The organism is Streptomyces sp. NPDC096323 (assembly GCF_040302845.1).
Classification (GTDB): domain Bacteria; phylum Actinomycetota; class Actinomycetes; order Streptomycetales; family Streptomycetaceae; genus Streptomyces.
This window is the reverse complement of the sequence record NZ_JBEOSI010000001.1, coordinates 137,005-158,868: the sequence shown is the minus strand read 5'-3', so window position 1 is coordinate 158,868 and position 21,864 is coordinate 137,005. Positions and strand designations below refer to the sequence as shown.

Here is a 21,864-nt window from a genome sequence, read left to right as displayed (position 1 = left end):
CCCATGGACACGACAGCACTCCGTCATGCCTACGACGCCCTGTTCGACGCGGCGGCCCTGGCCGGCACCGGCGACCCGGGCGACGGCGGATGGAACGCCGACCAGGTACTGGCTCATCTCCTCAGCGTCGACGCCGCGACCGCGGCCGTCGCCCTCGGCGTCGTCGCCGGAGCGCGCCCCACGTTCGACAACCGGATTTCCCTGAATCCGTGGAACCTGGACCGGATCATCGCCGACCACACAGGGAGGGGGGACCTGATCGATCACGTCCGGCGGCAGGCCGCCGTCCTGTGCGACATCGCCGGCCGGCTCTCCGAAGCCAACGCCTCGGTCCTGGTCCCCTCACTCCTCCTGTCCGGCGACACGCTCCTGCTCGACGGGCCGGTTCCCCTCGCGGGCCTCATCGACGGCCTCGCCGAGAACCACGTACCCGTACACACGCGGCAACTCCTCGACCTGCGCGCAGCCGGTTGACCGCCGCTCGGCGCGGGAGGTGATGGCGCAGGAGAGCGGCGACTTGAGTGCGGCCGGCTCCGGGATCCGGTGCCCCGTCCCGGGCGGGCGTTCCGGCAGCAGGGGGAGCTGGAAGAAGAGCATGTACGTGGTACCACTGGCTCCATGAACACCCGGGCGGCCGGACGGCCTTACCACCACGGCTCCTTGCCGGAGACACTGGTCGCGCACGCCATCGAGCTGCTGGACGAGGGTGGTGCCGAGGCGGTGACCGTCCGCGAGGTGGCCCGCCGGGCGGGTGTCTCCCCTTCTGCGCCGTTCAGGCACTTCCCGGACCGGGCGGCCCTTCTCGCGGCGGTTGCCGAAGCGGTCGCCATGGACTTCGGCGCGGCCCAGATGGCCGTTGTGAACTCTGCGCGGTCGCTTCCCTTCCGGGCCCTCGGTGCCGCGTTCGTGCACTACGCCCTGGCTCATCCGCACCGGTTCTCCCTGCTGCGCGCAGGCGTCTTCAGCGGGGATCGCACGCCTGCGACGGAGGAGGGGCACCGGGCGATGACCGACGGCATCACCGAACTGATCGTCGCGGGGCAGCAGCGCGGCGAACTGCGGCAGGGTGACGCCGACATGATCCGAATCGCCGCTCAGGCCCTCGTCTACGGGCTGTCCCAGATGTTCGTCGACAACTATCTCGACGCCTCGCGGGCCGACGGGCTGATCGACCAGGTCATCGACCTGTTCGGCCTGGGCGTCCTCGCCCCCGGCGGCGATGGGCGCGAGGCTCCCGAAAACTCCTGACGCACCGTTACCGGCGTGGTGGCCCGGTGGGCGGGCAGGGGCGGGGAGTTGCAGCCGCATCGTTCATAAGCATGACCATGTTTCAGCTACCTGTCCGTTGACGTGAACATGAAGTCAGCCTAGTGTCCTTGGAAAGCGCTTGCAGAGCCGTCGCCCGGTTCTCCGAAGCCCCACCCGGAGGCGAACCGGGCGACCGCATCAGCTCGCCGCGTGAACTCGTCGAACGAACCAACCCCACCTGGAGTCGAACGATGCAGATCAAACCCGTCCTCGCATGTGTCAGCCTGCTGGCCTGCTCGCTTGCCGCCGTGTCCGGCCCGACCGCTCAGGCGGCACCCACCCCCGGTCTCAGCGCCTCCGTGGCACTTGACGCCACCGCCCTGTACGTGGCACCGGACGGCACCGACGACGCGGCCGGAACGGAGGCGGACCCGACAACGCTGGCCTCGGCGATCAGCCGAGTGGACTCCGGCGGAACGATCTACCTGCGCGGCGGCACGTACCACTACGCACAGACCGTCACCATCCCGCCGGGCAACGACGGTTCGTCGAGCGCCCGCACCACGATGGCCGCCTACCCGGGGGAGACCCCGGTGCTGAACTTCGCGGAGATGAGCGAGGACCCGGCGCACCGCGGGCTCGCCGTGAACGGGGACTTCTGGCACCTCAACGGCATCGTCGTCGAGCACGCCGGTGACAACGGAATCTTCGTCGGCGGAAGCGACAACATCGTCGAACGCGTCGTGACCCGCTTCAACCACGACTCGGGGCTGCAGATCTCACGGATCGCCTCGACCACTCCGGACGACGAGTGGCCCGCCCGCAACCTCATCCTGAGTTCGGAGTCGCACGACAACGCCGACTCCGACGGAGAGGACGCCGACGGGTTCGCCGCCAAGCTGACGTCCGGCCCCGGGAACGTCTTCCGCTACACGGTGTCCCACAACAACATCGACGACGGTTGGGACCTCTACACCAAGACCGAGACCGGCCCCATCGGCCCGGTGACCATCGAGGACTCCCTCTCCTACAGCAACGGCACGCTCTCGGACGGGACCGTCAACGCCGACGGCGACCGCAACGGCTTCAAGCTCGGCGGCGACGGCATCAAGGTCAACCATGTCGTGCGGCGCAACATCGCCTACGGGAACGGGCACCACGGATTCACGTACAACAGCAACCCCGGTTCGATGACGGTGTCGGACAACGTCGGCATAGACAACGAGGAACGCAACTTCTCCTTCGACAAGGGGACTTCCGTGTACCGCAACAACACCTCCTGCCGCAGCGGCAGTGGGTCGAACGACAAGACCGTCGGCGACGCCGACAGCTCGAACCAGTTCTGGACGGGCTCGAACGGCTCCCGGTGCGCCTCGTACGACGGAGCCCTGGGCTGGTCGTTCGCCACGGACGGGCGCCTCGTCGTGACGTTCGGCGGCAACGCCGTGACGCCGTAACCCGCCAACGGGCGGGCCGCAGAGCGCACGGGCGGGAGAGGCGACCCGCCCGTGCGCCGGCACCGGGTACCGAGCCGCCGCGCAGCCGACGCTCAGCGCAGAATGCCGAGTTGCCTGGCCGTCCTCACCCAGGACGGGAACTCCGACAGCAGCCGCTCGTACAGCTCCGCGTCAGGGACCTTCTCGATGTCGTCCGCGGCGAAGAAGCCGACATTGTCGACCCGCCTGCCGGGCAGCGTGTCGAAGCGTTCCAGCACACCGTACTGCGCGCGCCCGAGGCCGATGAACTGCCAGAAGACCGGCTCCTCCACCGCCGCCCGCAACTCCCGCTCGATCTCGGCGTCGCGGTACACGCCACCGTCCGAGAAGAACAGGACCAGGGTCGGGTCGGACACCGGATGGTCCCGCACGAAGGCGCGCACCTCGGCGATGACCTTCTGCTCCTCGTTCTGGATCCCGACCGCGCGCATGTCGACCTGCCCGGGGAGGAGACCCCTCGGCGGCTTCTTGCGGCCGAAGAGGCTGACCTGGCCCACGCGCACGTGCAGCGCCAGCCACTCGGGCAGTTCACCGACCACGAGGTCGGGCAGCCGGGCGGGGTTGCTGGCGAACGTCCAGGCCTGCATCTCGCCGTCGTCGTCGAGCTGGGCCGCGACGGCCGCCATCCGCTCGGTGACGCCCGCCATCGTGCCGCGCGTGTAGAGGGCGCCCATCGATCCGGACGCGTCGAGAACGAGGATGACGCGTGCGGTCAGTCCGCTCACCCCGTGCTTGGCCAGGCTGACAGCGATCTGCTCCTTGCGCAGCGACAGACGCTTGCGCATGTCGACCGGCAGGTTTTCCTCACCCTTGGTGAGCCGGATGGAAGACTCGCCCCGCCCGGCCGCGGGGCGCGGTGACACCGGGGTGGGCGGGGGAACAGCCGCAGGCCGTTCCTCATCGACGCTGATCCCGAAGTCGGTGGCCAGCCCGGCCAGTCCGTCCGCGTATCCCTGACCGACGGCCCGGAACTTCCAGCCACCGTCGCGCCGGTAGAGCTCGCCGCTCACATAAGCGGTCTCCGCGCCGGCCTCCATGTCGAAGCGGGCCAGCTCGGCACCGGACGAGGCATCGAGCAGCCGCAGATGCAGGCCGGGCACCTGCCCGAAGGTCCCACCGTCGACCGACGCGCAGAGGGCGACCCGCTCGATGTCCCGTTCCACTGCGGCGAGGTCGACGTCCAGCGCGTCGGTCCCCGCCTGCTTGCCGAGGTGGCCTACGGCGCCCGAGGCATGCCGCGGCTGGTTGTAGAAGACGAAGTCGCCGTCGGACCGGACTCGTCCGCTGCCGGTCACCAGGAGTGCGGAAGCATCAACGTCCGGCACGCCGGGCCCGGGGGACCAGCCCAGGACCGCCCTGACGGTGGATTCCGTCACCGGCATGTTGGCACCCTTGCTCAGTGTCGTCACAAGGACAGTCTGCCCGGCCCCGAGCGGCGTGGCGCCCCTGCGGGTGCTCGGTATACACCCGCTGCCTGTTCGGCGCCGTGGTCCGTACCCGTATCTCACCCCTGGCGCAGACCCGTGATCAGGTCACGAGGCAGACCATGGGTGTCGTGGAGGTAGTGGAAGTCCTCCTCGGTCAGCCGGCCTCGGAACCGGGGGCGGGCGAGCACCTGCCGGCCGCGTTCCATGAGGGTCCCGAACCGGCGCTCCTCGTCGAGCAGCACACGACGCACATCGGCCGGCGGCATGTCCTGCCGGAAGTGGTCCAGGGTGTGCCGGACCAGCTCCTCCGGCAGGTCGCCCAGACCGTACGAGGAATCCTCCCGCCACAGCACGGTGAGAACCCTTCGCACCAGGCGGCGCAGGACGTAGCCCCGCCCCGTGTTGGCCGGGCGCACGCCGTCCCCCAGCACGACGACGGCGGAGCGCAGATGGTCGCAGACCAGCCGCAGCGAGGGTTCGTCCAGTCGCCACAGGGGCGGAACGAGCCGGCGCCAGGGGTCGAAGAGGTCGCATTCGAATACGGACGACTTGCCCTGGAGCAGCGAGGCCAGCCGCTCCAGGCCCAGTCCGGTGTCGATGTTCCGCTGGGGCAGAGGCACGAGGGAACCGTCCTCGCGACGGCGGTGCCTCATCATCACGTGGTTCCACACCTCCACCCAGCGGTCGTCCTCGGTGGGTGTGGAGCGGGGCGAACCCTCACCGCTCCAAAGGAAGATCTCCGAGTCGGGACCGCACGGCCCGACGGCTCCGTTGGACCACCAGTTGTCCTCGACGGTCAGTTCCACGGGTACCCCGCGGTCCTCCCACAACTGGAGGGATGGGATGTCCCGCTCGCACTGGCCGTCACCGGCGAAGACGGTGGCGTGCAGCAGGCTGCGATCGACACCCAGCCCCTCGGTGAGCAGCCCGTACCCCCAGTCGAGACTGAGCGGGCCCCCGTAGTCGCCCAGTGACCATGTGCCGAGCATTTCGAAGACGGTCAGATGCGTGGCGTCGCCGACCTCCTCCAGATCCGTGGTGCGCAGACAGCGCTGTACGTTGACCAGCCGGCTGCCCAGTGGATGGGGCCGGCCCTCCAGGTACGGGGTGAGCGGGTGCATGCCGGAGGTGGTGAACAGCACGGGGTCGCCCGGTGGCGGCAGCAGTGTCGAGCCGACGATGCGCTGGTGGCCGCGTTCCTCGTAGTACTCGACGAACGTCCTGACCAGTTGTTCCGTGTTCATGGGATGGCTCCTTCGCGACGCAGCGGGGGAGGCACCGGAGAACGGGACCGTGCAGTCACCCGGCCGGGGCCAGAGGCGCCACGGCACTGCCGACGGACCGTTTCCGGTCGCCGGGGGAGAGGAAGTCAGACGGCGGCAACCGGCGAGCTGGTCGCTCGCGCGGTCGCGGTGGTGTTGAGGCCGGTGACGTTCATGCGAGGCACGTTAGCGCGGCCCGCTCGCCGAAGCATCCGAATTCCGGCCCGAGGACGGGGAAGCCGGGTCGTGCGGCGCCGCAGCCGACCGGGGCGTCGAGGGACCGTCGCCGTGTTCCCCGGAGCCGAGCGGCCATGCGGTGATGTCGCGGTAGTGAATCGGCCCGGTGCTCCGGCCGGCGTTGCTGCCGACCAGGTGCAGGCGTTCGGCGGCCCAGGTGCGGCCGGTGAACCCGGCGAGCGCTGCGGCGATCTCCGCTGCCGAGGACAGGTCTCCCCGACGGGCGCGGGCCAGCGTCAGATGCGGTCGCAGCGGCCGGTCCTCCAAGGCGACCTGGCATCCCTTGACCGTGGTCCGTACGTCGGCGGCGAGCTCGTGCAACGCGTCCAGTTCCCCGTCGACCCCGGTCCACAGCACCCGGTCGTCGAACTCCCCGCCACCCCGCAGCGCGAGGCGCGGGCCCCGGTGCGCCGCCGCGACGCCGGCGAGGGACCTGCGCAGCAGGGGCACCGTTTCGACCGGCAGCTCTCCGAGGAACGCGAGGGTGATGTGCCAGTCCTCGATGCGGTTCCAGCGCAGGTGCGGGTGCGTGCCGTAGGCAGGGCGAAGCGCTCCGGCCAGTTCCTCTTTCGCGGAGTCGGGCGGGGCGAGGGCGATGAACACGCGGATGGTCGCGGGCTGTGCCGGTTCGTTCACGTCCGTCAGACGGCGGGAGCGTCGGTGCCGTACCGGAGGCCGTTGACGAGCAGGGCGATCATGCGCTGGGTGTATCCCTGGTCGTCGGGAGACACGAGATCGCTGACAGCGCGCAACAGGTCGTACGGGGGTACGTCGGCGCGGATCCCGCCGGATGCGGCGGCCGCGTCCAGCAGCTCCGTCACGACGGGCAGGAAGCGCTGCTGGAAGTAGGCGGGCAGGCTTTCGTAGGCGGGGTCGCCGGAGTGCAGGGCGGTCTTGAGGCCGCGCTTGGCCGCTACGAACTGCGCGAAGCGCTGCAGCCACCGGGTGAGGGCCTCGACCGGCTCATGCCGCTCCGCGAGGTCGGGGGCGGCCTCGGCGCAGGCGTCGACCTCGTGGCGGAACACGGCGGTGATGAGGTCGGAACGCTGCGGGAAATGGCGGTAGAGGGTGCCCGCCCCCACCCCCGCCTTCGCCGTGATCCGCCGCACCGGGGCGTCCACCCCGTCCGACGCGAAGACCTCGGCGGCTGCGGTCAGCAGGGCGTCCAGGTTGCGTTGGACGTCGGGTCGCACACGGCGGGCGACCGGCTCCTCGGTGGGGCGATCAGACATCGAAGGATTCCCTTTGCGCTCCGGAACGATGTTCCGTATTGTGGTTGCTGAACGGCGTTCCGGTTTCATTCTAGCCGGACCCGCGACCGGTAGCTCATAGACGGGAGGAGGCTCATGCGGTACCGCACGCTGGGCCGGACCGGTATGAAGGCCAACCCGCACTGAGACCGGCGTCGGCAGCCCCGAAACGGCCTGCCGCCCGCCCGCGTTCACCCAGACCGCCCGCCGGCGCACCATGCCCAGCAACGCCACCTGACCCGCGCAACCCGGAGCGTACGCAGCTCCGTCCCCCTCTCCCCGGTCGTCTTCAGTCCCGAATTGAGTCCCGAAGTGGGTACCCCCATGTCCGAAACATCTCTGTCCGCCGGAAAAGTCGACACCGGCCCCGACCCGAGGCGCTGGAAGGCGCTGATCTTCATAGCCCTGGCGCAGCTGATGGTCGTGCTCGACGCGACCATCGTGAACATCGCGCTCCCCTCCGCCCAGCAGGACCTGGGGATATCGGACGGCAACCGGCAGTGGGTCATCACCGCCTACGCCCTGGCCTTCGGCGGTCTGCTGCTGTTCGGTGGCCGCGTCGCCGACCTCTGGGGCCGGAAGCGGACCTTCCTCGTCGGACTGACGGGCTTCGCCACCGCCTCCGTGCTGGGCGGCGCTGCTCAGAGCGAGGCGATGATGCTCGGCGCCCGTGCGCTGCAGGGGGCCTTCGGCGCGCTGCTCGCACCCGCCGCGCTCTCGCTGCTCGCGGTGACGTTCACCGAGGCCAGGGAGCGCGCCAAGGCGTTCGGAATCTACGGTGCGATCGCCGGTGGCGGCGGTGCCGTGGGCTTCATCCTCGGCGGCGCCCTTACCGAGTACCTGAACTGGCGCTGGACCTTCTTCGTGAACGTCCCCTTCGCGATCGTCGCCGCCCTGGGCGCGTACTTCGTGATCCGTGAGCCGGCCGGTGGCCGCAACCGCTCGCCCCTCGACATCCCGGGCGTCGTGCTGTCCAGCCTCGGTCTGGTCTCGCTGGTCTACGGTTTCACGCGGGCCGAGTCGGCCGGCTGGTCCGACTCGCTGACGATCGGCATGTTCGTCGCCTCCGCCGCCCTGATTGGGGCGTTCCTGGTCACCGAGGCCAAGGTCAAGGCGCCGCTGCTGCCGCTGCGCGTGCCGGCCGACCGCAACCGCGGCGGGGTCTACCTTTCGCTCGGTCTCGCGGTCATCGCGATGTTCGGCACGTTCCTGTTCCTCACCTACTACCTGCAGATCGTCCAGGGCTACTCGCCGGTCAAGACCGGTCTGGCGTTCCTTCCGATGGTCGCCGGCATGATCACGGGCTCCACCCAGATCGGCGCCCGGCTGATGACGAGGGTTCCTCCGCGCCTGCTCATGGGGCCGGGCTTCCTGGTCGCCGCGTCCGGCATGCTGTTCCTGACCCGGATGGACATCGGCAGCTCGTACGCCGGCCTGGTGCTGCCCGGTCTGCTGCTGCTCGGCCTCGGTATGGGCACGGCCTTCATGCCGGCGATGTCGCTCGCCACCCACGGTGTCGAGCCGCGTGACGCGGGTGTCGCCTCCGCGATGGTCAACACCTCGCAGCAGGTCGGCGGCGCCATCGGCACCGCGCTCCTGAACACCATCGCGGCCTCGGCCACGACCGCCTACCTGGCCGCGCATGCGGCGGGTGCGACGACTCCGGCCGCACAGAAGCTGGTTCAGGCACAGGCCATGGTGGACGGATACTCCACCGCCACCTGGTGGGCGGTCGGGATCCTGGTGCTCGCCGCGAGCATCGCGCTGACCATGATCAAGGCCGGTCACCAGGGCGGACCGGCAGCCGCCTCGCGCGCCACGGAAGGCGCTCAGGACGAGACGAGGATCCCCGTCGTCGCGCACTGAGCCGTCCGGCCCCCACTGAGCCGTCCGGCGCCCCATCCGAAGGCCGCGGTCCGCATGCCGGCCGCGGCCTTCCGGCGCGTCGGCCACTGCCGCGGGCCCCGGCAGAACGTACAGAGCGCCGGAACCTTCCTACGTACGTGGCGGATTGAGGGCGGAGTAGGTTCCCGCGCCCGCCGCCAGCAGGATGACGCAGCCCGTGAAGATCAGCCCGGCCTCGCGCAGGCCCAGCCACGTGGCCAGGGCGCCGACACCGACGACCGGGACCGAGATACCGGTGTACGCGACGACGAAGAACGCCGAGATGGTGCCGCCCCGATGGGTGTCCGGGGCGGCGTCGCTGACGAGGGTGAGCGCCGCACGGAACGAGAGACCCTGGCCGGTGCCGCCGAACAGAGCGCCGAGGACGATCAGCGGCAGCGATTCCGCAAGGAGCGACGACGCCACCAGCAGCAGGCCGACGATGAGGGCGCCGCAGCCGAGCGGCAGCGCGAGGCGCGCGCCGATGCGCCGGGTCAGCGACTGGCCCACGGTCGAGGCCAGGAACACGGAGAACACGACGGCTCCGATCACCGCCAGGTTGTCCACACCCAGCGTCTCCTTCGCGAAGCTCGGCGCGACCGCGGTGAACAGCCCGAGCAGGGAGAAACCGGCGAACGCCGCCAGCGAGGCACGCGCGAACACCCCCTTCACCTCGGGCGGCACCGCCACCCCCTGAGGCGCCGGCCGCGGCCAGTGCTGAGGGTGCGTCACCGTCTCCGGCAGACGCCAGGTGATCCCGCACGCGATGGCCACCAGACCGAGGTGGACCCAGAAGGGCAGGGTCAGCGGCCAGGGCGTGTACTCGGCGAGGAAGCCGGAAAGCAATGGCCCGCATCCCAGCCCGCCCATGTTCGCGGCCGTGGCGGCGAACCCGGCCCGTGCCTTCTGCCCCGGACGGGCGAGTTCCAGGACCGCCGCGGTCGCCGCCCCACTCAGCAGCCCGGCCGCGCCGCCGGACAGGAGACGCCCCGCGAAGAGCAGCGGCAGCCCGCTCTCCAGCAGGAAGCATCCCGCGCTCGCCGCCGACAGCGCCATGGCGCAGAGCAGTACGGGCCTGCGGCCGGCCTTGTCGGAGTAGTTTCCCGCGAGCATCAGTACGGTGATCACCGCCAGGGCGTACACGGCGAACACGACGGTCACCATCAGCTCGGAGAACCCGATCTGCTTCTGGTAGAGCCCGTACAGGGGAGTGGGCAGAGTGGTCCCCGCCATCCCGATGGCGAACACCACGGCGGCTGCCGCATAGCCGGGCCGCCGCCCACCGCCTGCTTTCACCGCACCCTCGCGAACGATCACCCGTGCCACCCTACGATCGCCCACCGGCCCGGACCGTGCACGGCGCGAGGCACGTCGGGTCGAGTCGTGGCCGTCCGGCATGCCGGATCCGGCACGGTAGGGCAAGAGGAAGGGCAAGGAGATCGCTCTCCTCGCCCTTCCTAACGTATAGCGCACTGGGGGGCTTGCGGCAAGGCCCGGGTGGTGGCGCAGAATCGTCGGCCGAGGCCACAACCTGCGGAAATGGGAGACGATGGAGCAGTACGTACGGGATCTCCAGGAGATCGACGAGACGCAGGTCGCGCTCGTCGGCGGCAAGGGCGCGCACCTGGGTGCGCTGGCGCGGATCGACGGCATCCGGGTGCCGCCCGGCTTCTGCGTGACCACGGACGCCTTCCGGAGCGTCATGGCGCAGAACACGTCGGTCGGTGACCAGCTCGATCAGCTGGCGGGCGTGGACCCGGACGACCGGGAGGCGGTCCGCACGCTCAGTGCGCAGATCCGCCGCACGATCGAAGAGGCCGCCGTTCCGGGCGGGCTCGCGACGGCGATCACCCGCGCTCTGGCCCCGCTCGGCGAGCAGGCCGCCTACGCGGTCCGGTCCAGCGCGACGGCGGAGGACCTGCCGACGTCCTCCTTCGCCGGCCAGCAGGACACGTACCTCAATGTGCTGGGACCTGCGGCGATCCTCCGGCACATCAGCCGGTGCTGGGCCTCGCTGTTCACCGAGCGGGCCGTGACCTACCGGCAGCGCAACGGCATCGATCACCGTACGGTCCACATGGCCGTGGTCGTCCAGCGGATGGTCTTCCCGCAGGCGGCCGGCATCCTGTTCACGGCGGACCCGGTCACGGGCAGCCGAAAGGTCGCCACCGTGGACGCCGGCTTCGGCCTCGGCGAGGCACTGGTCTCCGGACTGGTCAACCCGGACGTGTTCAAGGTGCGGGACGGCGAAGTCGTCGCCAGGGCCGTCTCCGCCAAACAGCTTGCGGTACACGCCCTCCCGGCCGGTGGCACGCACGAAGTGGCGATCGACGCGCACCGGCAGGAGCAGCCGGCGCTGACCGATGCGCAGGCCGTGCGGCTCGTACGGCTCGGGCGACGGATCGAAGCACATTTCGGCCGGCCCCAGGACATCGAATGGTGCCTGGCCGACGACGGCTTCCAGATCGTCCAGAGCCGGCCGATCACCACGCTGTTCCCGATCCCCGATTCCGGCGACCAGGAGAACCACGTCTACGTCTCCGTCGGTCATCAGCAGATGATGACCGACCCCATGAAGCCCCTGGGCTACTCCATGTGGCAGCAGACGGCCATGGTGGCGATGCACGAGGCCGGTGGAAGGCTGTTCGTCGACGTCACCCGGCGGCTGGCCTCGCCCGCCGGCCGGGCCGCCCTCCTGGACATCATGGGGAAAGGCGATCCGCTGGTCAGGGACGCCCTGGAGACGGTCCTGGACCGCGAAGGCTTCGTCCCGTCGATCCCGGACGCGGGCCCCGGCGGGCCGGCGGCCGGCGGTGCTCCGGCGCCGATCGAAACCGATCCGGCCATCGTCACCGACTTGATCGAGCGCAGCGAGGCGTCCATCGCCGCCCTGGAGCGCGACATCCGGACGCAGAGCGGACCGGCGCTGTTCGACTTCCTGCTGAAAGCCTTCGTGGAACACAAACGAGTCCTCAGTGACCCGGTGAGCATTCAAGTGATCATGGCGGGGATGGAGTCGACGTGGTGGCTGAACGACAAGCTGCAGGAGTGGCTGGGTGAGAGGAACGCGGCCGACACGCTCACACTGTCCGCTCCCGGCAACATCACGTCGGAGATGGGGCTGGAACTGCTCGCAGTGGCGGACGTGATCCGCCCGTATCCGGAGCTGGTGACGTTCCTGGAGGGCGTGGAGGACGACGACTTCCTGGACGAGCTGTCCACACGCGAGGGCGGGGCCGAAGCACGCGAGGCCATCGAGACCTACCTCGACCGGTACGGCATGCGCTGCGTCGGCGAGATCGACATCACGAGGCCACGCTGGCGCGAGCGCCCCACCACGCTCGTGCCCGTGATCCTCGACCACGTCCGGAACTTCGGACCGGGCGCCGCCGAGCGGCGCTTCGAGCAGGGGCGGCAGAAGGCGCTGAAGAAGGAACAGGACGTGCTGTCACGCCTGCGGGCCCTGCCGGACGGGGACCGGAAGGCGGACGAGGCCAAGCGGATGATCGACCGGGTGAGGACCTTCATCGGATACAGGGAGTACCCGAAATACGGCATCGTCAGCCGCTCCTTCGTCTACAAGCGGGCTCTGCTGGCAGAGGCCGAACGCCTGGTGCGGGCCAACGTGATCCGCGAGAAGGAGGACGTCTTCTACCTCACGTTCCAGGAGTTCCACGATGCCGTTCGCTCGAACCGGGTGGATGACCGGCTCATCCAGCGGCGCAAGGACGCGTTCCGCTCGTACCACGCCCTCACACCGCCCCGGGTCCTCACCTCGGAGGGTGAGGCGTTCACCGGGGCCTACCGGCGCGACGACGTGCCGGCCGGCGCCCTGACCGGCGTCCCGGTTTCCGCGGGGACCATCGAGGGAAGGGCCCGCGTCATCCTTGACATGGCGGACGCCGACCTCGAAGCGGGCGACATCCTGGTCACGACCTTCACGGACCCCAGCTGGTCGCCGCTGTTCGTCGGGATCGCGGGTTTGGTGACGGAGGTGGGAGGCCTGATGACCCATGGCGCGGTGATCGCCCGGGAGTACGGCCTGCCGGCCGTCGTGGGCGTGGAGCGGGCCACCCGGCTGATCCGGGACGGTCAGCGCATCCGCGTGCACGGAACGGACGGGTATGTGGAACTCCTGCCCTGACTGACCGCCCTCCGCCAGGAGTTCCCCTCTGCCGCCCGGAATGCCCTCGGGTGCGCGTGCGGGGTACCGCTGCCGCCGATGAGGTCGGCGGCAGCGGCTTTCCGTTCGGCCGGGGTCAGCTGGGCTGGTCGCCGGTGTAGCGGTAGATGTTGCCGGCGGAGTTGACGCCCCAGACGGTGCCGTCGGCGCCCGCGCCGATGTCGGTGAGCGCTCCTGGGACTTGGTGCCAGGGCGCACCGTCGTTGTTCGTGTAGGTGTAGATGTTCGCGCCCGCGTTCACGCCCCACACGTTGGTGCGGGAGCCTGCCGAGATCGCTTTCAACGCGCCGTCGATCTGCTTCCAGTGGCCGGTTTCCTGGTCGCCGGTGTAGCGGTAGATGTTGCCGGCGGAGTTGACGCCCCAGACGGTGCCGTCCGCCGCTGCGCCGATGTCGGTGAGTGCGCCGGGGATCTGTACCCACGGCTTGGCGTCGTTGTTGGTGTAGCGGTAGATGTTCCCGGCTGCGTTCACACCCCACACGTTCGTCCTGGACCCCACCGCGATCCGCACCAGCGCGCCGCTGATCTGCTTCCAGTGGCCGGTTTCCTGGTCGCCGGTGTAGCGGTAGATGTTGCCGGCGGAGTTGACGCCCCAGACGGCGCCGTCCGCGCCCGCGCCGATGTCGGTGAGCGCGCCGGGAATCTGTACCCAGGGCGCGGCGTCGTTGTTCGTGTAGTGGTAGATGTTCCCGGCTGCGTTTACACCCCACACATTGGTGCGGGATCCCGCCGCGATCCGTACCAACGCTCCGCTGATCTGCTTCCAGTCGGGCAAGGTGCCGACTCCTCTCTGGTCGGGAAGTACGTGTACAAGCTCCCCAGGAGAAACGATTCGCCTCGCGAACGGATATGAAGACCGATCACACTTCTTGTCCTTAAATAGCGCGTTTGCGAACATGGTCGGCCGCCGGGACTGCTCTGGTGCCGGCCCGCAGGGTGGTCAAGCGACGCGAATCGCCCTCGCTCGTGTGGGTTTTCCGCAGGTGGCACGTTGACGTGGGCTCCGTCCGAGACGTATCGCGCGGCCGGAGACGTCCGCCATCCACCGGAAGACCGCAGTCCTACTTCACGCGCGTGGTCCCATGCCGGTGAACAGGGCATCGAGAACGCGGTCGACGTACGCGTGTGTCACGGGTTCCTGCGCGATCAGCAGACGGAAGTACAGCGGGCCGGAGAGGAGCGCCATCGCCAGGTCCAGGTCAAAGCCGGGCGACAGCTGCCCCTTGTCCTGCGCCGCCCTGAGGCGCGCCACGGTTCTGTCTGCCTGGGGAGCGATGAAGCGTTCATTGAGCGCGGTGGCGACGCCGGGGTCGCGCTGGGCCTCGCCGACCAGGGCTTGGAAGAGCGGGCCGAGGGGGTTCCTCGCCAGGAGGTCGACAGCCCCGTAGATCTGCGTGCGCAGGTCTGCGATGACATCGCCCGTATCGGGGTAGTCCAGGTCCGAGCCGTTGAGCGACAGCAGCGAGTCGAGCAGCAAGGCGCCCTTGGAGGGCCATCGGCGATAGACGGTGTGCTTGCCGACGCCGGCCTGTGCGGCGATCCCCTCGATGCTGAGCTTGGCGTATCCGAGTTCCTGCCCCAGCTCCAGCGTGGTGCGCATGATGGCTTCGGTCAGGTCGGAGCCGCTACGACGGGCTTGGGTCATGTCCCCACCGTACCGGCACGGCACGTGCCGTTCTTGACAGGATTCCGTGATCCAGACACGCTGCTGTCACCGGCACGGCACGTGCCGTGCCGATGCCGTCGGGACCACCAGCCGGCCGCAGCCCACGCTATTGACCACTCGCACCCGTTCCGAACCACTCGCAAACGATGAGGACCTCCGTCATGCCCGTACCCGCCGATCCCACCGTGCTCCACCCGATGCCCGGGCAGCCGCGCGTCGTGCTGCTGAAGCCACTGGTGAAGTCCCCGCTCATCGAGGTCGGGGAGTACTCCTACTACGACGACCCGGACGACGCGACCGCGTTCGAGACACGCAACGTGCTGTACCACTACGGGCCGGAGAAGCTCGTCATCGGAAAGTTCTGCGCGCTGGGCACCGGGACGCGGTTCCTCATGAACGGCGCCAACCACCGCATGGACGGCCCCTCCACCTTTCCCTTCCCCACCATGGGCGGCTCCTGGGCCGACCACTTCGACCTGCTCACCGGCCTGCCCGCCCGGGGGGACACCGTCGTGGGCAACGACGTCTGGTTCGGCCACAGCGCGACGGTCATGCCCGGGGTCCGTATCGGCCACGGCGCGATCATCGGCGCCGGCGCCGTGGTCACCACCGACGTACCCGACTACGGAATCGCCGGCGGCAACCCGGCCCGCCTCATCCGCACCCGCTACAGCGCCGAGGACGTCGCACGGCTGCTGGCGGTGGCCTGGTGGGACTGGCCCGCCGAGCACATCACCGAACACGTACGGACCATCATGTCCGGGAGCGTCGACCAACTGCAGAACGCGTCACCCACCCTCCCGCACCCGTAATCCACCCCGTGCCGTCTCCCCTTGCGGAAGGCCCCAGCATGCCTGCCGAAAACCTCCCAACACCCTTCACCGACTGGCTCCACGGCCATGCCACCCCGCTCAGCCAGCTCGACCCGACAGCGCCCCTGGACGACCTGGAACCGCTGCGCGACGTCCTCGACGGCACCCGGGTGGTCGCCCTGGGCGAGCACTCCCACTTCATCGCCGAGTTCGCCGCGATGCGCCAACGTCTTCTGCGCTTCCTCGTCGAACGGTGCGGCTTCACCGTCCTGGCCTTCGAGTACGGCTTCGGCGAAGCCATCTCCGTCGACTCCTGGGCCCAGGGCCAGGGAGCCGACGGCGACCTCTCCACGCTCCTGGCGTCATCGGTCCCCATCGGGCTCCCGGATCCGGTGCGCTTCATCCGCCGGCACAACCACACAGCCGCAACACCCGTCCGCTTCGCAGGAATCGACATCCCCGCGGCCGGCGGGTCGCTGCTCCCCGCCCTGACGCCCGTGGCCGACTACCTCAGCCGGACCGACCCGGAAACCCTGCCCGCGCTCCGGAGCGCGATCACGATCGCCGCCTCCTTCGCCGGGGACTCCGCAGCCGCGGCCGCTCCCGCGTGGGCGCGCCTGGCCCCCACCGAACAGGACACCCTCAGTGCGCTCCTGGCACGACTGCTCATCCGCTTCCGTTCATTGAAGCCGCTGTACGTCTCCCGCGGGGACCAGCACAGCTACGACACCGCCCTGCGATGCCTGGAAGGCGCCTGCTACGGCGACTACACCTTCCGCGCGATGGCCGCCCTCTTCGCCGGAGAGGGCCTCACCGCCGACACCTCCGCCCGCGACCTGTACATGGCGGAATCGCTGCTGTGGCACCTGAACCATGCCGAACCCACGGCCCGCGTCGTGCTGGTGGCGCACAACGCCCATATCCAGAAGACACCGATCGCCTTCGACGGCCACCTCACAGGGATCCCCATGGGACAGCACCTGCACAGCGCACTCGGCGACGCCTACTTCGCTCTCGGCCTGACAAGCCTCACCGGGCACACGGCGGAGATGCGTCGCGACGAAGAAGCAGCCTTTGGATTCAGCATCCACGACACGCCGCTGGAGCCACCCGTGCCCGGAAGCATCGAAGGGGCCTTCGCCGACACCCGCCTCGGACTCGCCTTCGCCGATCTGCGTCAGGCCCGAGCGGGCAGCCTCAGCGGCCCCGACCGCATCCGGATGCAGAGCATCTTCCAGCGCACTCCGGTCATCGACGCGTTCGACGGCATCCTCAGCACGCCCGCCTCCACCATCGCCGACCTGGAGAAGCCATGACCAGCAGGTTCACCGAATTGGTCGTCGATTGCCGTGATCCGGAACTCCTCGCGGCCTTCTGGTGCGAAGCCCTCGACTTCACGGTGCTCGACCGGACCGAAGGCAAAGTCGAGATCGGCTCCTGGGAGCCGACCGTGGAGGCGGTCCGGGCCGGCCAGGCGCCGCCCACCCTGGTGTTCATTCAGGTGCCCGAGGGCAAAACCGTGAAGAACCGGCTCCACCTTGACGTGAGCCCCATCGACGCCACCACCGACGAGGAAGTCACCAGGCTGCTCAGCCTCGGCGCCACCAGGCGGGACGTAGGCCAAGGCGCTGTCCGGAGCTGGGTGGTGATGGCCGACCCCGAAGGCAACGAGTTCGACGTCCTGCGCACCCTGGCCCCGTCCACTCCCATCGCGCCCTCCGCATAGCGGGGCTTCTGCGCAGGAGCAGTGACCACAGCAGCGCGACGAGGAGGCGAGTGGCCGGACGCGGAAACCCAGGCGCCCCACGAGGAGAGAACGCGGAGCTACGGCGTGAGCACGATCCTGCCGAAGACCTGACCCGCGTCCATCTTCTTGTGCGCCACCACAGCCTCGTCCAGCGGCAGCAGTTCGTGCACCACCGCTTCGATCTCGCCACGGGCGGCCGCGTCGAACTGCTCGCTGCGTACGGCACTCAGGTCGGCCGGGGTGATGGTGGCCGCGCTGAAAGCGGCGAAGGACATCGACTTCTGGAACGCCGCCATGATCTTTGTGCCGAAGTCCGCGGGCGGCTGACCTGCAACGGCGCCCACGGCCACCATGCGGCCGTTGGCGTTGAGCCTGTCGAAGAACGACGGCATGTCCTCACCGGCCGCCACGTCGATGATGATGTCATAGCCCGGGGGAGCCTCCTCACCTCCGTTGCCCGAGCGGTCCAGCACGTGGGTCGCGCCGAGACGGCGCAGCCGCTCGCCGCGCTCGGACGACGAGGTCGTGACCGCCACCGCGGCGGCCCCACCGCGAGCCGCGAGCTGCACCGCCATGATTCCGATACTGCCGGCTGCGCCCCGCACCAAGACCGTCTCCCCGGCAGCGAAACGGGCGTGGCGCAGCCCGAAGTGGGCCACCGCACCGGAACCGCCGAGCGTGACGGCGGCAGCGGCGGACAGGCTGCCGGGCAGGGGAACAGTCTGCTCGACCGGTGCGACGGCCTGTTCGGCATAGCCTCCGCCGGTGCCGGTGAAGCCCCAGACCCGCCGACCGATCCACGACGCGTCGACGCCGTCACCGACCGCGGAGACGGTGCCCGCCACCTCACTGCCCGGGATGTGGCCCTCCTGGAAGCCGTAGGCGGCCAGAGCCCCGCTTCGGATCAGGGTGTCGACACCCCCGACGCCCACCGCCTCGGTGGCTATCAGCACCTGCCCGGCAGCAGGTTCGGGTATCGGCAGGTCGACAACGGCGAGACCGTCAGGCCTTCCGAACGTCTGGATCGAGATCGCTTTCATGTGGTCTCCAGGTCATCGGACAGCTCAAGCGCGAGAGCTTCTACGTCCCGGACGGTAGACGGACGCCCCCGTCCGTTTAGGTAAAGTGAGAGTGGTGACCGACCGTTTGCCTCATACGCTGCGCTCCGACGCGCTGGACAACCGCGAGCGCATCCTCGACGCCGCCCGCGCGCTGTTCTCCACCGAGGGCCTGGACGTGCCGATGCGGGAGGTCGCGCGGCGGGCCGCGGTGGGCCCTGCCACCCTCTACCGTCACTTCCCGACCAAGCAGACGCTGGTCGCCGAGGCCTTCGCGAACCAGCTGAACGCGTGCCGGGCCATCGTCGACGAGGGGTGCGCCGATCCTGATCCGTGGCGTGGCCTGTGCCTGGTGATCGAGAGGATCTGTGAGCTGCACGCACGCGACCGGGGCTTCACCGAGGCCTTCCTGTCGACCTACCCGGGGATGACGGATGTCGCCGAAGGCCGCGAGTACACGGTGAAAGCGGTCGCCGGGCTGGCTCAGCGAGCCAAGGATGCTGGGCACCTGCGGTCCGACTTCGTCCTGGACGATCTGATCCTCGTACTCATGGCCAACAAGGGAATCCACGCCGCGTCGACGGCCGGCCAGGTCAAGGCCTCCCGGCGCTTTTCCGCCCTGGTGATCCAGGCGTTCGAAGCCTGCCCTCGCCACGCACCGCTACCACCAGCGGCACGACTGGCATCCGCGCCGTCCCACCGCCCGACAGGGTAAGTCCCTGGCGGGAGCATGGGCGACCAGCAGATTCGCGAAGCATCCGAGGACGCCGAGTGCCACTCCGACACGAGAATTCGTCGGCGTGGGCTTCCTCCTGGATGCCGTGGCCACATGAAAAGATGTTCGAAGTACCAGGGGGTGCGGGCCAGGTCGTAGGCGGTGGGGGGCCGCGCCGCCCCGCGTGTTCGCGACCGGCACACCTCTCCGAGACGAACGGCGGGCACCGGCATGCTCGTGCACCGTGCGGCGCCGCGACTGCCTCCGTGGGAAACACCCTCAACTTCCTCACCTTGCACAAGGAGCACGACAGAATGTCGGAACTGCCCCGACGGAACATAGGCCAGGACCGGCGCGCGGGCTTACCACCGGACAGGCAATCCGGCATCAACGACGAGGCGAAGCTGGCGGCCGCCCGTGCCGCTCTCGCCCGTGCGGCCGCGGCCCACCGAGCCGACACCGGGGACGACAAGGAAGCTTCGCCACCGGAGTCGCCCGCCCGTTTCGCCGGCCGCGACGAAGCCGTCACCGTCCCGGCTCCACCGGATGACAGTCCCCCGCCCGGCCCCCGCCGCCCACGAACGAAGTGGATCGCTGTCGCCGCCGCCGTGGCCATCGCGGTGACAGCCGCCGGCGTGGCGGTCACGATCGGCGGGACGCGGGACCAGGCCGATCGGCAGTCCCACGCCGCGGACGAGCTCCGCCAGTCCGATGTGACCGAACTGGCAACCCTCGACACGGAGCGGTTGCCGAGCTCTTCGGCGAGCGCGGCCCGGTCGTCCTTACCCGCTTCCAGCAACTCCGCCACGCCTTCCGGCCAGGCATCCGACCAGGAAACGTCACCGGCCACGGACAAGGCGGCGGGGACCGACGCGAAGGCCACCGCGAGCAAAACGCCGCACAAGGACGGAACCGACCGAGAAGACGACCTGGCTGCCGCCCCCGGGAGGGCGCTCGTGGTCGAAGCCTCCGGCAACTGCCTGACAGGCGCCGGCTCGGGATCCGAACTGGTGGTCGCAGCCTGCACCGGTGCAAACACCCAGTTGTGGAGCATCGGATCCGGCACGGCACTTCAGCAGGGCGGCCTCTGCGCGACTGTCACCGGCACGGAGGACCGCACGCCGGTGGTCCTGACGACGTGTGACCGTTCGGCAGCTCAGCGGTTGAGCCTGTCAGGGAAATCGTTGCTGTCCGCGTCGACCAGTAAGTGCCTCGACCTCTTCGGAGGCGCGTCAGGCACCCAGGTGGTGCTCTGGGAATGCAACGGCCGTGACAACCAGCGGTGGAGCAGCAGCTGATCCCTGCATACGAAGGGCCGGCGGCCGGCCCGCCGGCCGAAGCCGCAGCGGGCACTGATCACGGGTTGCGGGTGGCCGCAGCGGAGTAATTCGTTCGCAGACGGAGGAGATCGCTCCTAGCCTGCGTCGTGTGATGACGGCTGAAGACGTGTTGTCCGTCCTGGCGCTGCTGCGACGGGCAGAGGCTGATGTCTGGATCGGCGGAGGATGGGGCATTGACGCTCTGATCGGGCAACAGACGCGGCTTCACCGCGACTTGGACCTGATGCATCGGCAAGAGCAGGAGGCCGCCGTGGTAGGGGCTCTCTGCGAGGCGGGTTTCGAGGAGAGCCTCAACTGGAGGCCCGTCCGGTTCGTCGTCACGGCTGCGGACGGCGGGGAGATCGACCTCCATCCCCTCGTCTTCGCCGACGACGGCTCGGCGAAGCAGGCATCACCTGATCCGGAGCGTCCCTTCGTCTACCCCTCCTCATGCTTCGTGACCGGCGCCATCGGGGGAACGCCTGTCCCGTGTCTGTCAGCCGAGCAGCAGGTCTACTTCCACCAGGGGTACGAGCCCACGGACCGCGATCGGCACGACATGACCCAGCTCCGGCGTGTCTTCGGGATCGTCACCCACTTCTGAGAACCGGCCGGGGGCCGGGCCGGGGCCCGCGGGGCCCGGACTGGATACGCCACGTACCGCTGCGCGCCCGCCTTCTCGATGCTCGGGGGCGCGTACCGGGCGCATGGAGGCTCGGTGGGATCTTCGCGTATAGCGGGTGCGCGCGGGCGCACGCGGGCGCCTTTCCGAAAGTGCGTGGTTCATATCAAGTTCTATCCGCACTATAGGGACATCGGGTGGCTGGATCCTTCCGTGGGGGGCTCGTTGGCATATTCGCCGGATAAGAACCCTGCCTGGCGACACATTGGATACCGGTAAGTAACCTGGTGGGAACGCGCCTTTCCTTGCCTCAGGTCCTCTAATGTGATTGGCATGAACGGGTGAAGCTGGGTAACCGGCAGAGTGGGAGTCCGACAGCGTGTCGCGAAAACGGCAGACACGAACTGCCCGGACGTAACTGATCGAGGTGGGGGACGGACGTGACCAATCCTTTCGATGACGAGTCGGGACGGTTCTTGGTGCTGGTGAACGGCGAGGGGCAGTACTCGCTGTGGCCCGCGCATATTGACGTTCCCGCCGGCTGGCGCACCGATGGACCGGAAGGGTCGCGTCAGGAATGTCTGGACGTGATCGAAGGCGCGTGGACCGATATGCGCCCCACCAGTCTGGTGCGGGCGATGGAAGCCGACGCGGGATAGGCCGACGGCCGGACCTCCGACTGCGCCAGGCTGAGCAGCGTGTTAGGCAAGCCAGCCTGATCGGTTCCGCTCATGGTTGAGCGGAACCGATCAGGCTGGGTAAAAGTTTGATGGGTTTCGCTTGCGCATGCTCAGTTCGGATTCGTAGGGCGTTCGAAACGTAAACTGACGTGCTGCCTCGCGGCCGCTCTTGATGCGCGACGCACATGGTTCCCGCGTGTTCCCGTGGGCCGGTGCGCGATTCCGTGCGCGCCGGTCAGCCCTGGATGCGCACCGTGT

General features: G+C 69.3%; 20 protein-coding genes. 12 read left to right on the top strand and 8 right to left on the bottom strand.

What is annotated here, in order from left to right; genetic code table 11:
* The first annotated feature begins 3 nt into the window (after positions 1 to 3).
* The 3 genes from ABTX18_RS00605 to ABTX18_RS00595 all read left to right on the top strand — a co-directional run bounded on the left by ABTX18_RS00605 (position 4) and on the right by ABTX18_RS00595 (position 2,705).
* Positions 4 to 474, top strand: a complete 471-nt coding sequence (locus tag ABTX18_RS00605; protein WP_352120525.1) for a hypothetical protein — start codon at positions 4 to 6, stop codon at positions 472 to 474.
* Positions 475 to 618: 144 nt separating this feature from the next.
* Positions 619 to 1,248: a TetR/AcrR family transcriptional regulator gene (locus ABTX18_RS00600; RefSeq protein ID WP_352120524.1), complete on the top strand. Its 630-nt coding sequence runs from the start codon at positions 619 to 621 to the stop codon at positions 1,246 to 1,248.
* A gap of 251 nt (positions 1,249 to 1,499) precedes the next feature.
* On the top strand, positions 1,500 to 2,705 hold the full coding sequence (locus tag ABTX18_RS00595; RefSeq protein ID WP_352120523.1) for a right-handed parallel beta-helix repeat-containing protein: 1,206 nt from the start codon (positions 1,500 to 1,502) through the stop codon (positions 2,703 to 2,705).
* A gap of 92 nt (positions 2,706 to 2,797) precedes the next feature.
* Here the strand turns inward: ABTX18_RS00595 and ABTX18_RS00590 are convergent, their stop codons facing one another.
* From ABTX18_RS00590 to ABTX18_RS00575, 4 genes are all read right to left on the bottom strand, one after another.
* Positions 2,798 to 4,153 carry a VWA domain-containing protein gene (locus tag ABTX18_RS00590; protein ID WP_352120522.1) on the bottom strand — a complete coding sequence of 452 codons (1,356 nt, stop codon included), beginning with the start codon at positions 4,151 to 4,153 and terminating at the stop codon, positions 2,798 to 2,800.
* A 95-nt stretch (positions 4,154 to 4,248) separates the two neighbouring features.
* Positions 4,249 to 5,415, bottom strand: a complete 1,167-nt coding sequence (locus ABTX18_RS00585; RefSeq protein ID WP_352120521.1) for an alanine--tRNA ligase-related protein — start codon at positions 5,413 to 5,415, stop codon at positions 4,249 to 4,251.
* Positions 5,416 to 5,619: 204 nt separating this feature from the next.
* A complete protein-coding gene (gene thpR, locus ABTX18_RS00580) occupies positions 5,620 to 6,306 on the bottom strand; it encodes an RNA 2',3'-cyclic phosphodiesterase (RefSeq protein ID WP_352120520.1) in 687 nt (228 codons plus the stop codon).
* 5 nt (positions 6,307 to 6,311) lie between these two features.
* Entirely contained in the window at positions 6,312 to 6,902 is a 591-nt protein-coding gene (locus ABTX18_RS00575; protein WP_352120519.1) for a TetR/AcrR family transcriptional regulator, read from the bottom strand.
* A 342-nt stretch (positions 6,903 to 7,244) separates the two neighbouring features.
* On the opposite strand from ABTX18_RS00575, the gene ABTX18_RS00570 reads away from it, so the two are divergent.
* Positions 7,245 to 8,786, top strand: a complete 1,542-nt coding sequence (locus ABTX18_RS00570) for an MFS transporter (RefSeq protein WP_352120518.1) — start codon at positions 7,245 to 7,247, stop codon at positions 8,784 to 8,786.
* 129 nt (positions 8,787 to 8,915) lie between these two features.
* Here the strand turns inward: ABTX18_RS00570 and ABTX18_RS00565 are convergent, their stop codons facing one another.
* Positions 8,916 to 10,121 carry an MFS transporter gene (locus ABTX18_RS00565; RefSeq protein WP_503061074.1) on the bottom strand — a complete coding sequence of 402 codons (1,206 nt, stop codon included), beginning with the start codon at positions 10,119 to 10,121 and terminating at the stop codon, positions 8,916 to 8,918.
* A gap of 232 nt (positions 10,122 to 10,353) precedes the next feature.
* Between ABTX18_RS00565 and rph the strand changes: the two genes are divergently transcribed.
* Complete coding sequence (rph, locus tag ABTX18_RS00560; protein ID WP_352120517.1) at positions 10,354 to 12,948, top strand: rifamycin-inactivating phosphotransferase; 2,595 nt, start codon at positions 10,354 to 10,356, stop codon at positions 12,946 to 12,948.
* Between the two features lie 115 nt (positions 12,949 to 13,063).
* Here rph and ABTX18_RS00555 read toward each other — a convergent pair whose 3' ends face one another.
* Positions 13,064 to 13,762 carry a tectonin domain-containing protein gene (locus ABTX18_RS00555; protein WP_352120516.1) on the bottom strand — a complete coding sequence of 233 codons (699 nt, stop codon included), beginning with the start codon at positions 13,760 to 13,762 and terminating at the stop codon, positions 13,064 to 13,066.
* Between the two features lie 291 nt (positions 13,763 to 14,053).
* Positions 14,054 to 14,632 carry a TetR/AcrR family transcriptional regulator gene (locus ABTX18_RS00550; RefSeq protein WP_352120515.1) on the bottom strand — a complete coding sequence of 193 codons (579 nt, stop codon included), beginning with the start codon at positions 14,630 to 14,632 and terminating at the stop codon, positions 14,054 to 14,056.
* 182 nt (positions 14,633 to 14,814) lie between these two features.
* Between ABTX18_RS00550 and ABTX18_RS00545 the strand changes: the two genes are divergently transcribed.
* The 3 genes from ABTX18_RS00545 to ABTX18_RS00535 are packed head-to-tail and all read left to right on the top strand — an operon-like array spanning position 14,815 to position 17,191.
* Positions 14,815 to 15,465, top strand: coding sequence for a CatB-related O-acetyltransferase (locus ABTX18_RS00545; RefSeq protein WP_352120514.1), 651 nt, complete (start codon positions 14,815 to 14,817; stop codon positions 15,463 to 15,465).
* Between the two features lie 38 nt (positions 15,466 to 15,503).
* Entirely contained in the window at positions 15,504 to 16,781 is a 1,278-nt protein-coding gene (locus ABTX18_RS00540; protein WP_352120513.1) for an erythromycin esterase family protein, read from the top strand.
* The gene (locus ABTX18_RS00535; RefSeq protein ID WP_352120512.1) at positions 16,778 to 17,191 is read left to right on the top strand and encodes a VOC family protein; all 414 of its coding nucleotides are present in this window, start codon (positions 16,778 to 16,780) and stop codon (positions 17,189 to 17,191) included. Before ABTX18_RS00540 ends, ABTX18_RS00535 begins: the two co-directional genes overlap by 4 nt.
* A gap of 98 nt (positions 17,192 to 17,289) precedes the next feature.
* Here ABTX18_RS00535 and ABTX18_RS00530 read toward each other — a convergent pair whose 3' ends face one another.
* Entirely contained in the window at positions 17,290 to 18,252 is a 963-nt protein-coding gene (locus tag ABTX18_RS00530; RefSeq protein WP_352120511.1) for a zinc-binding dehydrogenase, read from the bottom strand.
* Positions 18,253 to 18,346: 94 nt separating this feature from the next.
* On the opposite strand from ABTX18_RS00530, the gene ABTX18_RS00525 reads away from it, so the two are divergent.
* From ABTX18_RS00525 to ABTX18_RS00510, 4 genes are all read left to right on the top strand, one after another.
* Complete coding sequence (locus ABTX18_RS00525) at positions 18,347 to 18,985, top strand: TetR/AcrR family transcriptional regulator (protein WP_352120510.1); 639 nt, start codon at positions 18,347 to 18,349, stop codon at positions 18,983 to 18,985.
* A gap of 314 nt (positions 18,986 to 19,299) precedes the next feature.
* Positions 19,300 to 20,283 carry a ricin-type beta-trefoil lectin domain protein gene (locus ABTX18_RS00520; protein ID WP_352120509.1) on the top strand — a complete coding sequence of 328 codons (984 nt, stop codon included), beginning with the start codon at positions 19,300 to 19,302 and terminating at the stop codon, positions 20,281 to 20,283.
* Between the two features lie 133 nt (positions 20,284 to 20,416).
* Positions 20,417 to 20,908 (top strand): nucleotidyltransferase domain-containing protein, encoded by a 492-nt coding sequence (locus tag ABTX18_RS00515; protein WP_352121137.1) that lies wholly within the window; start codon positions 20,417 to 20,419, stop codon positions 20,906 to 20,908.
* A 458-nt stretch (positions 20,909 to 21,366) separates the two neighbouring features.
* Positions 21,367 to 21,585, top strand: a complete 219-nt coding sequence (locus tag ABTX18_RS00510) for an MbtH family protein (protein WP_352120508.1) — start codon at positions 21,367 to 21,369, stop codon at positions 21,583 to 21,585.
* Positions 21,586 to 21,864 lie beyond the last annotated feature (279 nt).